An 11641-nucleotide genomic window follows, 5' to 3' on the forward strand; every position below is an offset into this window, starting at 1 on the left:
TTCTGCCAACTGCATATTCTGCAGTCTGACAGGCGCACAGCCATTACTCTTCATCTACTGCTTCTTCTGTTCCTTCCCCAGTCTGATCTCCAGTCTCTTTGGAATGATCATGCCCGATCACGTCATCAATCAGTTTGGACATATTTACTCCATACTCAATGGATTCGTCCAGAATAAAGCGGATTTCCGGAGTGTTGCGAAGATTCAGGTTCTTCGCAAGCTGATGACGGATATAGCCTTCTGCACTTTTCAGTCCTTTGATAGTGGACTGCTTGGATTCCTCGCTGCCAAGTACACTGATAAATGCCTTGCAGGTCTTAAGATCCGGCGCTACTTCCACTGCCATTACAGAAGTCATGGGATGGATACGGGGATCCTTGATCTCACCGCGGATAATGTTGCTCAGTTCTTTCTGGACTTCTGCATTGATCCTTGTATTTTTAATGCTGTTTTTTCTCATTTTCTTGGTCTCCTATATGAGTACACACACTCTGGAAAGCCGAAAGCGCCTGTCAAAAGCGTTCCCTTCCCAGAGTATCGCCAACGGAAAATTGGGGGCAAGTTCATTGCCCCCAACTGATACCTGCGATCACTACGCTCTATTGCTTTTGCAATCTCAGGCATCAGCTTTCGTCAATTTACGTTATCGCAAACTGGCAAAATTTATCCTAGCGTGGCACCTCAACCATAATATATGCTTCTACTTTATCTTCTTCCTTAACGTCATTGAAATCCTGGAATACAAGACCACACTCGTAGCCTGCACGAACCTCTTTGACATCATCTTTAAATCTCTTAAGGGAAGCCAGCTCACCTTCGTAGATCTGATCCTCACCTCTGGAAATACGCACCTTGCAGCCTCTCTGGAAAGTACCGTCAAGCACATAGCTTCCTGCGATAGTACCAACACCGGAAGCCTTGAACAGCTGACGAACCTCTGCATGACCGATCACCTTTTCCTCGAATACCGGATCCAGCATACCCTTCATAGCAGCTTCCACGTCCTCGATTGCCTGGTAGATAACTCTGTACAGACGAAGATCTACGCCCTCCTGCTCTGCCAGCTGTTTCGCTGTGGTATCAGGACGAACATTAAATCCGATGATGATGGCGTTTGATGTTGCAGCAAGACTGACATCAGACTCATTGATAGCACCAACGCCGCCGTGGATCACTCTTACCACAACTTCCTCGTTGGAAAGTTTTACAAGACTCTGTTTTACAGCCTCTACAGAACCCTGTACATCGGCTTTGACGATGATCGGAAGCTCCTTAAGGTCGCTTGCCTGAATCTGGTCAAACAGATTATCCAGAGAAAGTTTGCCCTTGGTTTCCTCAAGAAGACGGTTCTTATTCTCGGAAACAAATGCTGCTGCAAAGTTCTTAGCCTCTTTATCGTTCTCAAAGGACATGAGAACCTCACCTGCATTCGGCACATCGCCAAGGCCAAGGATCTCTACCGGAGTAGACGGACCAGCCTGTTTTACACGGCGTCCCTTGTCATCCATCATAGCACGTACTTTACCATTACATGCTCCGGCTGCAATGAAGTCTCCCACATGAAGGGTACCCTTCTGTACCAGAATGGTAGCAACCGGTCCTTTACCTTTATCCAGCTGAGCCTCGATAACAAGACCTCTTGCTGCTCTGTTCGGGTTGGCTTTCAGCTCGGAAACCTCTGCTGTTAAAAGGATCATCTCCAGAAGGTCATCAATGCCCTGGCCAGTCTTCGCAGAAACTGGTACGAATGGAGTGGTTCCACCCCAATCCTCTGGGATCAGCTCATACTCGGAAAGCTCCTGTTTTACACGCTCGATATTTGCGCTTGGTTTATCGATCTTGTTGATGGCAACAATAATCTCAACGCCAGCTGCCTTGGCATGGCTGATCGCCTCTACAGTCTGCGGCATAACGCCATCGTCTGCTGCCACTACAAGAACAGCGATATCTGTAGAATTTGCTCCACGCATACGCATGGCAGTAAATGCCTCATGTCCTGGTGTATCCAGGAAGGTGATCTTCTGTCCGCCTATATCAACCACATAAGCACCAATGTGCTGTGTGATTCCACCAGCCTCACCTCTTGTTACATTTGTCTTACGGATGGCATCCAGAAGGGAAGTTTTACCATGGTCAACGTGTCCCATAACGCAGACAACCGGTGGTCTTGAAACCATTGTGGACTCGTCTTCCTCTTCCTCTTTCAAAAGTTCCTCAATTACATCTACTTTTTCTTCTTTTTCTGCAATAATGTCAAATCCAAGAGCGATCTCTTCTGCCTGTTCAAAATCAATTTCATGGTTTACGGTTACCATCTGGCCTTCCATAAACAGCTTCTTCACGATTGCAGACGGCTGCATCTTCATAGCCTCAGCAAGCTCGCGGATGGTAAGCTTCTCCGGAATTGTGATCTCCTTGATCTCTGGTTTCTTCTCTTCCTGCTTCTGCTGTGGAGCTGGCTTCTGAAGAGCCTTCGGGATTCTGGACATCTGATTTCTGCCGCCCTGGTTTGGTCTGTGTCCGCCGCCAGAGGTCTTATCGAAATCTTTCTTCTTATTCTTGTTCTCTCTGTCACGCTCACGCTTGCTGTCCTTGGATGTCTTAGTCAGCTCCGGTGTGAAGATTGCGTCGGATCCGCCGCTTCTTCTTGCACCGCCGGAACGCTGTCCGCCCTGTGACTTCTGTCCGCCGAAACGTCCCTCGCTGCGGTTATCACCGTCTTTTCCTCCGAAGCGTCCCTGGCTGCCGTTCCCCTGTGGTCTTCCCTGGCCAAATCTGCCGCCATTTCCGTTTCCATTTCTGTTGCCTTCGCCCTGACGGAAGCCACGTCCGTTTCCGTCACCCTGGCGCGGTCCTCTGTTCTGGGAATCGCCCTGTCTTGCAGGTCTTCCCTGGCCATCGTTGTTTCTGTTGCCGCGGAATCCTCCCTGGCCGCCATTCCCCTGTGGTCTTCCCTGTCCAAATCTGCCGCCGTTGCCGTTTCTGTCACCACGGCCTTCACCCTGGCGGAAGTTGCGGTTATTATTTCTGCCATCACCGTTCTGGGAATTTCCCTGACGCTGCTGGTTCTCATTTCTTCCAGACTGTGCTGCCGGTCTTGCAGCTTCTGTCTTCGGTGCTGCCTGAGCTGGCTTTGCTGCCTCTGGCTTTGCTGCGCCTGCGTTTGGCTTAGCTGCTGGATCAGCTTTCGGTGCCTCTGTTTTCGGTGCTTCTGCTTTCGGTGCGCTCTGAGTCTTTACTGGCTCTGTCTTAGGAGCTTCCACCTTCGGTGCACTCTGGGCTGGCTTTGCTGCCTCTGTTTTAGCTACTGGCTGTGCCTGGGCTGCCGGACGGGCAGTACCCTGCGGACGAGGTTTTCTCTCACCTGCTGGTTTCTTTCTGCTCTTGCCGCCATCACTTGCATTCTGTGCATGATATACGCGGATAATATTCTTTTTCTTTTTCGGTGCCTCTGCACCGTCGCCTTCTTTCTTTACTGACACTTTCTGCTCTTCTGTCTTAGGAGTCTCCAATGTTATTCCTTTCTCCTTTCCCGTATCTATAACTTTTTTCACTCTATTTCTTCTATTTTCTCTGTTTTGCTTATTTCTATCTTTGGCAGGCTTATGTGAATCTATCACCATACGCCATTCTCCCTTCACCAAACCAGGCCCTGACGCCGCTTTTGCAGATTCACGGCCCCTATCATTTAAAAGCGCATTTCCGGGGAACATTTAAAAGCATTCCCTGGAACGCTTTTTTCTCTTTGGTTCAGGTAGTTAGCACTCTTTTCCTTCCTCCTGCAGCACCCTCATAATGGCTTCTGCAAAATTCCAGTCCTGTACAGCCAGGCTGGCGCGGAATTCCTTGCCCATGGCATGGCCTAAGGTTTCTTTATCGGAAAGGATATACAGGGGAACTTCATAGAATTCACACATGTTCCGGAATTTCTTCTTCGTATTATCCGAAGAATCTCCGGCTACTATGGCCAGATATCCTTTGCCTGTCTTAATGGACTTTTCAGTGGAAAATTCTCCGCTAACTGTCTTGCCTGCTTTTGTTGCAAGTCCGATCAGGGACAACGCCTTATTGTTCTTCAATATGATCAAACTCCTTCTCAAGGCTCTCATAAACCTCATCCGGGATCTCTGCCTTCAAAGAACGCTCCAGTCCGTGATTCTTTCTGGCCTTCTCCAGGCATTCGCGGTTTTTGCAGATGTAAGCTCCGCGGCCGTTCTTCTTACCTGTGGCATCCAGAATAATCTCATCCTCTGCGGTTTTTAATACCCTGATCATTTCTTTTTTATTTTTCATTTCTCTGCAGCCAGTACACTGGCGCATAGGAATCTTATTCTTCGTCTTCATTCTCTACCGCATCCCCAGTCTCTTTGGACTCTTCACCGGCAGCAGCCTCTTCGCTATCCTGGGAAGCTTCTTCTCCCTCAGAAGATTCCTCGTACTCCTCATCCTCGTAGTACTCGTCATCATCCTCGTCATAATCATAGAAGTCGCCGGACTCTCTTGCCTGAGTTTCACTCTTGATGTCGATTTTAAATCCAGTCAGACGTGCTGCAAGACGTGCATTCTGTCCTTCTTTACCGATTGCAAGAGAAAGCTGGTAATCTGGAACTACAACAAGTGCTGTCTTCTCGTCCGGATCTGCCATAACTGCGATTACTTTCGCCGGACTCAGGGCATTCTCAATCAGGATTGCCGGGTTCTCATCCCAGTTGATAATATCGATTTTCTCACCGCGAAGCTCATTTACGATCGCGCTGACACGGGCACCGTTCACACCTACACATGCGCCAACCGGATCTACGTCAGGATCATTGCTCCATACAGCAAGCTTGGTACGGGAACCAGCCTCACGGGCGATGCTCTTGATCTCAACAGTTCCGTCCTTCACCTCTGCAACTTCGGACTCAAAAAGACGTTTTACAAGGCCAGGATGTGTTCTGGAAACCAGGATACGTGGTCCTTTCGGGGTATCCTTAACTTCGAGAATGTAAACTTTGATTCTCTCAGTGGGCTGGAAGGTCTCGCCCTTCACCTGCTCGTTCTCAGCAAGAACTGCGTCTGCCTTTCCAAGATTTACGCTCACATTATGTCCTACAACACGCTGTACAATACCAGTTACAACTTCCTTCTCATTGCCATGATACTGGTCGTACAGAACCTTGCGCTCTTCCTCGCGGATTTTCTGAAGGATGATGTTCTTAGCATTCTGTGTTGCAATACGGCCAAATTTGTCAGAGTGTACCGGCACCTTCAGGATATCGCCCACTTCTGCATTTGTGTTCTGCTTCTGTGCCTCTACAAGGGAAATCTCTTCTGCAGGATCCTCTACGAACTCTACAACCTTGCGGTCTGCAAATACACTGAAATCACCTGTTTCTCTGTTGATGGTAACGTGTACGTTATCTGCTTTTCCGAAATGGTTCTTGTATGCCTGGATCAAAGACTGCTCAATGGCATCCAGCAGAGTTTCCTTGCTGATATTTTTATCGCGTTCCAGTTCATCCAGAGCACCCATTAACTCCTTGTTCATTTTTCTTATTTCCTCCTTTTTGCTTTCCAGTTTAATCGCTCATTCCTGAATAGGAAGGTCAGCTGTTCCGCGCCTATGGTGCTCCCACAGCTGCCGGCCGGGACCTTCCTAGTAACCTTAGAACTCAATCGCCAGACGTACCAGTGCGATGTCCTTTTTGTCAAAGGTACGTGGAGTACCTTCTTCCTCTATGGTCACACTATTATTATCATATGCTGTCAATTCACCACAAAATTCTTTCTGTTTCTCGATTGGCCGGTAGGTTCTGATCTCTACCAGTTTTCCAATGCTTCTGGCAAAATCTTTTTCCTTCTTCAGCGGTCTGTCAAGTCCTGGAGAGCTGATCTCCATAATGTAGCTGTCCTCGATAAAATCATCCTCATCCAGCTTGTCGCTGAAAGCGCGGCTTACTGTCTCACAGTCATTCACTGTGATTCCGCCCGGTTTGTCAATGTAGCCACGAAGGTACCAGGTTCCTGCTTCCTTCACATACTCTACATCTACCAGTTCGAATCCGTTGCTCTCTACGATCGGAGCCAGCATTGCTTCTGCTTTCTGTTCATACTCTTCTTTTCTGCTCATTTTCCCACCTGCCTTTCTAATCTGGAACTGCCGCCAGCTTGCAAGTCTGTACCTGGTGACGCATAAAAAGCTGCACCTCTTTGCAAAATTTCCAGCTGCAAATTCCAGTCTCGCCCTTATCAGCAAAAAGAGTGGGCTCACGCCCACTCCTTAAGTCAACAAGTTCTGATTTCCTACATTCTAACACCTTTAAATCTAAATTGCAAGGGCTTTTTATCAGAAAAATGCCCAGCTTACGGGTTTTCAACCCATTTCGCCCTTTAAATTCTCGGTTTTGTTCCCTTGGTATCACGCTTCGCAAGTTTCACTTTACTTAATACATAAGGCTTGTCGTGATACTGGATGGTGTATTCCTGACGGGGTTCCACCAGATATGCGTGTTCCAGCACATCCCCGTCACCAAGCTTCATGCCCCTTACACCTACAGAGGTTTTTTTCATGGTGGAAACGTCTGTTTTCAAAATACGAAGGAAATAACCGTTCTGGCTCTGGAATACCACCTGTTCCATCTCATCTGCCGGACCTACGAAGATCAGCTGGTCCTCATCTCCTAACTTGGTAGAAGCAATGGTTCTCTTTGCCACGTCAAATTCAGCACCAGCCACCAGCTTACACATGGAAGTCTTTGTGACAAACAGAAGGGTAGCTAATTTCACCTGTCCTACAGGTGCCACGTAAAGGATCTGCTCCTGGCTGCTGTCATAATTGCTCAGATTATCTGCCGGCGTTCCTTTATCGCGGAAGCGCACCAGCGGAATATCCGCTACCTTAATGGAGTGCATCCGTCCCATATCCGTAAAAATACAGATCTTATCCGTATTCATACAGGTAAAGATAAATTTGTTCTCTGCATGGGCAGCCTCTTTGTTCCGCTCATAGGCATTCTTGTCAATAAGGCGCATATAACCGAAGCGGTCCATAAGGAAGCAGACTTCTGTCTCCTCCAGCTTCTTCTCTTCGTAAACGGCCTCCTCTGCGTTCTCGATCACCGTTCTTCTCTTGGTGCTGTACTCTCTCTTGATTCCATCCAGCTCTGCAATGATCACTTCGCACATGGAATCATAATTATTTAAAATATCTTCATAAGAAGCAATATTTTTCATGGTCTGGTCATACTCAGCCTGTAGTGCCGCAATTTCCAGTCCGATCAGACGGTACAGACGCATTTCCAGGATGGCTGTGGCCTGATTCTCTGTAAATTTCAGATTCTTAGCGGCTTTCTCACTGGCTTTGGACTTAAATATAATGCCCTCTGTCACACCCTCTACCAGACATTTCTTTACCTGGTCACGGCTCTTGCTGCCCCGGAGGATCTCAATGATCAGGTCGATCGCATCACAGGCTTTGATAAGACCTTCCTGGATCTCTTTTTTCTCAAGTTCTTTACCAAGAAGGGTTTTGTACTTGCGGGTGGTGATCTCAAAGACGAAATCCACATGATGCTCAATGATCTGCTTCAGGCTTAAAGTCTCCGGGCGTCCATCTGCAACAGCCAGCATATTTACACCGAAGGTATCCTCCAGTCTGGTTTTCTTATAGAGCATGTTGGTCAGATTTTCTACATCTGCATCTTTCTTTAATTCCAGTACAATACGGATTCCTTCCTTGGAGGACTGGTTGGAAATGTCCACGATGTCCGTGGTCTTCTTGGTTTCCACAAGAGACGCCACGTCATTAAGGAATTTTCCAATATTGGCACCAATCATGGTGTATGGAATCTCGGTGATCACCAGCTGCTGGCGGCCGCCTTTTAATTTCTCCACTTCCACCTTACCGCGAAGACGGAGCTTGCCGCTTCCAGTCTCATAAATATTCAGAAGGTCATCTTTATTTACCACAAGGCCGCCGGTAGGGAAATCCGGTCCTTTTAGGTAACGCATCAGACCTTTTACACTAATGTCATTGTTCTTAATATATGCCTTTACTGCATCCACAACCTCTCCAAGATTGTGAGGCGGAATGCTGGTTGCCATACCTACAGCGATACCGTCCGCACCATTTACCAGAAGGTTGGGGATTTTTACAGGAAGCACCTGTGGTTCCTTCTCTGTCTCGTCAAAGTTTGGCATAAAGTCTACTACATTTTTGTCAAGGTCAGCCAGAAAAACCTCCTGGGTCAGCTTCTCCAGCCTTGCCTCTGTATATCGCATGGCAGCGGCACCATCGCCTTCGATGGAACCAAAATTTCCGTGGCCGTCTACCAGAATCTTGCCTTTCTTGAAGTCCTGTGCCATTACAACCAGTGCTTCGTAAATGGAGCTGTCACCGTGAGGATGATATTTACCCATGGTATCACCCACAATACGGGCACATTTACGGTATGGACGGTCATAACGGATTCCAAGCTCATACATATCGTACAGGGTTCTTCTTTGTACCGGCTTCAGACCGTCACGGACATCAGGAAGTGCCCTGGAAATGATAACGCTCATTGCATAATCGATATAGGATTTTTGCATCACGTCCGCATAGTCCGTGGCAATTACATTCTCCTGTTTTGTTTCCATAATCTATTTTCCTTTCTAAAACCGGAGTCCGGTCCTTTTTCCCAGATTTCCAGTTCTCTTCTTATATAGTTACCGTTCGTGGTCTAAACGGTAACCTAAAAAAATTGTCTTTTTCCGCAATGACCTTAAACATCCAGTTCTGCATCTGTAGCATGCTCGTAAATAAACGCCTTTCTTGGCGGTACGTCGCTTCCCATAAGGATCTCGGTCACACTGGAAGCCATACGGGCATCCTCGATCTCCACACGCTTCATTCTTCTGGTCTCAGGATTTAAGGTAGTCTCCCAAAGCTGCTGGGCATCCATTTCTCCAAGACCTTTGTATCTCTGGAGGGTAAAGCTGCCCGGCTTGTGGCTGCGGCGGTATTTCTCCAGTGCCTTGTCATCATACAGGTACTCTTCCGTGCCTTTCTTCGGCATAACCTTATAAAGGGGCGGCATTGCAATATACACATGTCCCTCGTAGATCAGCTCTGGCATAAAGCGATAGAATAAAGTAAGCAAAAGTGTGGAAATATGGGCACCATCCACGTCCGCATCCGCCATGATCACGATCTTGTCATAGCGAAGCTTGGTGATGTCAAAATCATTTCCATACCCTTCGGAAAATCCGCAGCCAAAAGCATTGATCATGGTCTTGATCTCTGCGTTTGCCAGAACCTTATCAATGGTGGCTTTCTCCACATTCAAAATCTTACCGCGGATTGGCAGAATCGCCTGGTAGTTACGGTCTCTGGCAGTCTTCGCAGAACCGCCGGCGGAATCTCCCTCTACAATAAAGATTTCACAAAGGGAAGGATCCTTTTTCTCACAGTTTGCAAGCTTGCCGTTGGAATCGAAGGAATATTTCTGCCTGGTGAGAAGGTTGGTCTTTGCACGCTCCTCTGTTTTACGGATTTTAGCAGCCTTCTCTGCGCAGGATAAAACAGTTTTTAGGGTTTCCAGATTACGGTCAAAATAGAGCACCAGCTGTTCAGACATTACTTTACCAGTGGCGCGGGCTGCGTCCTGGTTGTCCAGCTTGGTCTTGGTCTGGCCCTCGAAGCGGGGCTCCGGATGCTTGATAGAAACCACAGCGGTCATTCCATTACGGATATCTGCGCCGGTGAAGTTGGCATCTTTTTCCTTCAGGACACCGATCTCACGGGCGTAAGTATTCATTACCGTAGTAAATGTGGTTTTAAATCCAGTGAGATGGGTTCCGCCTTCTGCATTATAAATGTTGTTGCAGAAGCCAAGTACATTTTCACGGAACTCGTTGGTGTACTGGAATGCCACTTCCACCTGGATTCCATCTGCCTCGCCCTTCAGATAAACCGGCTCATGAAGCGCTTCGGAATTATGGTTCAGATCTTTGATGTAGCCTACGATTCCGTCTGGTTCATGGTAAGTGATATCCTCCGGGGTATCCCCACGAAGATCCATAAAGTGAATGGTCAGGTCTGGATTCAGATAAGCAGTCTCATGAAGACGGCTCTTTACCTCTGTGGAAGAAAATCTTGTTTTCTCAAAAATCTCCGGATCCGGAAGGAAATTGACACAGGTTCCGGTCTGTCTGGTCCTGCCAAGCTTGGGAAGAAGTCCCGCTTCCAGCTCAATGGTGGGCACACCTCTCTCATAATGATCGTGATGTACAAATCCGTCACGGCTGATCTTAATATCCAGATAAGTGGACAGGGCATTTACAACGGAAGAACCAACACCATGCAGACCACCGCTTGTCTTGTAGGCAGAATTGTCGAACTTACCGCCGGCATGAAGGGTGGTAAATACAAGACGTTCTGCAGATACGCCTTTGGCATGCATATCTACCGGAATTCCCCGTCCATTATCCGTAACCGTACAGGAGCCATCTTTCTCCAGGGTTACCTCTATATTCGAGCAGTAGCCAGCCAGATGCTCATCTACTGCATTGTCCACGATCTCATAGATCAGATGGTTCAGACCTTTTCTGGATACACTTCCGATGTACATTCCCGGACGTTTCCGGACAGCTTCCAGTCCTTCCAGGACCGAAATGCTACCGGCGTCGTAAGTGTCTTTCTTTGCCATGGTGTTAATTCCTTTCTTAATTTATTTCAACGGTTATGAAAAGCGGACATACTCGTCCGCTTTCTCCAATTTCTTATGTTCAAACATTCGTTCTATATCATACCCCAGTTTATGGTATTTTTGCAAGTAAAATTTCCCTTTTGTATTTTGTACAAAATTTTTTAATATGGGAAACCCACATATTTCCTGGCTTTTTTCGAAGTTTTTCAAATTTTTTGCAAAAAAATAAAAAAAGTGCTTGCATTCTCCCGGAAAGTAAGATATACTAAGCGAGTCGGTTGACAAGGCCAGTTGGTCAAGGGGTTAAGACGTCGCCCTCTCACGGCGAAAACACGAGTTCGATTCTCGTACTGGCTGCTTTATTTTCCGGCAAATTGAATACATATGTTAAGCGAACCGCTTACAAGGCCAGTTGGTCAAGGGGTTAAGACGTCGCCCTCTCACGGCGAAAACACGAGTTCGATTCTCGTACTGGCTGCTCTATTTTCCTATAAATTGAATATGTATGTTAAGCATACCGCTTACATGGCCAGTTGGTCAAGGGGTTAAGACGTCGCCCTCTCACGGCGAAAACACGAGTTCGATTCTCGTACTGGCTGCTAGAAACTTCCGAAGTGATTCGGAAGTTTTTTTGTATATAAATAAACTCTATCCAAAAATATTTTATAATGAGCCAAACATACTTTGGGAATTTAGCTCATAGCTCGTATAAGCACAAGAAGCCATAAACATATTTCCGCGTCTGCTCATATGTCTATGACTTCTTTTCTTAATTCTGCGCTATTTTGGCTTTATTACTGCTCTGCTGTTCTTTTTCACCAGAAGAGGCAGCTGTTCAGTATTTTCATCGTTACCAGAATTGATTATTTTACTGTTCCGGCAGATGTGCTTTATTTCTTTACTGTTACAACGCACTTCTTTGTAACATTTCCAGCCTTCACGGTAATGGTTACGGTTCCAGCTTTCTTTGC

9 protein-coding genes and 3 tRNA genes are annotated in these 11641 nt (G+C 47.1%); 3 read left to right on the forward strand and 9 right to left on the reverse strand.

Annotation, left to right across the window (positions count from 1 at the left end; genetic code table 11):
• Positions 1-43: 43 nt before the first annotated feature.
• The 8 genes from rbfA to LIQ05_RS15055 form a co-directional block, all read right to left on the reverse strand.
• Positions 44-460 (reverse strand): 30S ribosome-binding factor RbfA, encoded by a 417-nt coding sequence (rbfA, locus tag LIQ05_RS15020; RefSeq protein WP_226822006.1) that lies wholly within the window; start codon positions 458-460, stop codon positions 44-46.
• Between the two features lie 208 nt (positions 461-668).
• Entirely contained in the window at positions 669-3623 is a 2955-nt protein-coding gene (gene infB / locus LIQ05_RS15025; RefSeq protein ID WP_226822008.1) for a translation initiation factor IF-2, read from the reverse strand.
• 135 nt (positions 3624-3758) lie between these two features.
• On the reverse strand, positions 3759-4079 hold the full coding sequence (locus LIQ05_RS15030) for a L7Ae/L30e/S12e/Gadd45 family ribosomal protein (protein WP_226822010.1): 321 nt from the start codon (positions 4077-4079) through the stop codon (positions 3759-3761).
• Positions 4066-4344, reverse strand: coding sequence for an RNase P modulator RnpM (gene rnpM / locus LIQ05_RS15035; protein WP_226822012.1), 279 nt, complete (start codon positions 4342-4344; stop codon positions 4066-4068). The genes LIQ05_RS15030 and rnpM overlap by 14 nt, the downstream gene beginning before the upstream one ends.
• Positions 4328-5530 carry a transcription termination factor NusA gene (gene nusA, locus LIQ05_RS15040; protein ID WP_226822015.1) on the reverse strand — a complete coding sequence of 401 codons (1203 nt, stop codon included), beginning with the start codon at positions 5528-5530 and terminating at the stop codon, positions 4328-4330. The genes rnpM and nusA overlap by 17 nt, the downstream gene beginning before the upstream one ends.
• 117 nt (positions 5531-5647) lie before the next feature.
• Positions 5648-6112, reverse strand: a complete 465-nt coding sequence (rimP, locus tag LIQ05_RS15045; RefSeq protein WP_226822016.1) for a ribosome maturation factor RimP — start codon at positions 6110-6112, stop codon at positions 5648-5650.
• A 260-nt stretch (positions 6113-6372) separates the two neighbouring features.
• Positions 6373-8619: a DNA gyrase/topoisomerase IV subunit A gene (locus LIQ05_RS15050; RefSeq protein ID WP_226822018.1), complete on the reverse strand. Its 2247-nt coding sequence runs from the start codon at positions 8617-8619 to the stop codon at positions 6373-6375.
• A gap of 125 nt (positions 8620-8744) precedes the next feature.
• Positions 8745-10670, reverse strand: a complete 1926-nt coding sequence (locus tag LIQ05_RS15055; protein WP_226822020.1) for a DNA gyrase/topoisomerase IV subunit B — start codon at positions 10668-10670, stop codon at positions 8745-8747.
• A gap of 285 nt (positions 10671-10955) precedes the next feature.
• On the opposite strand from LIQ05_RS15055, the gene LIQ05_RS15060 reads away from it, so the two are divergent.
• The 3 genes from LIQ05_RS15060 to LIQ05_RS15070 all read left to right on the forward strand — a co-directional run bounded on the left by LIQ05_RS15060 (position 10956) and on the right by LIQ05_RS15070 (position 11269).
• Positions 10956-11027: transfer RNA gene (locus LIQ05_RS15060), tRNA-Glu, on the forward strand.
• A gap of 49 nt (positions 11028-11076) precedes the next feature.
• Positions 11077-11148, forward strand: a tRNA-Glu gene (locus LIQ05_RS15065).
• 49 nt (positions 11149-11197) lie between these two features.
• Positions 11198-11269 (forward strand) — tRNA-Glu (locus LIQ05_RS15070).
• Between the two features lie 181 nt (positions 11270-11450).
• Here LIQ05_RS15070 and LIQ05_RS15075 read toward each other — a convergent pair.
• Positions 11451-11641 (reverse strand): hypothetical protein (locus LIQ05_RS15075; RefSeq protein WP_226822022.1); only part of this gene is annotated, 191 nt, incomplete at its 5' end.

The organism is Blautia glucerasea, from assembly GCF_020537505.1.
In the GTDB taxonomy this organism is placed as follows: Bacteria; Bacillota; Clostridia; order Lachnospirales; family Lachnospiraceae; genus Blautia_A.

Coding starts and splice junctions, on each gene's coding strand:
- LIQ05_RS15055 (WP_226822020.1), bottom strand. CDS start 10,670: ATGGCAAAGAAAGACACTTACGACGCCGGTAGCATTTCGGTCCTGGAA.
- nusA (WP_226822015.1), bottom strand. CDS start 5,530: ATGAACAAGGAGTTAATGGGTGCTCTGGATGAACTGGAACGCGATAAA.
- infB (WP_226822008.1), bottom strand. CDS start 3,623: ATGGTGATAGATTCACATAAGCCTGCCAAAGATAGAAATAAGCAAAAC.
- rnpM (WP_226822012.1), bottom strand. CDS start 4,344: ATGAAGACGAAGAATAAGATTCCTATGCGCCAGTGTACTGGCTGCAGA.
- rimP (WP_226822016.1), bottom strand. CDS start 6,112: ATGAGCAGAAAAGAAGAGTATGAACAGAAAGCAGAAGCAATGCTGGCT.
- rbfA (WP_226822006.1), bottom strand. CDS start 460: ATGAGAAAAAACAGCATTAAAAATACAAGGATCAATGCAGAAGTCCAG.
- LIQ05_RS15050 (WP_226822018.1), bottom strand. CDS start 8,619: ATGGAAACAAAACAGGAGAATGTAATTGCCACGGACTATGCGGACGTG.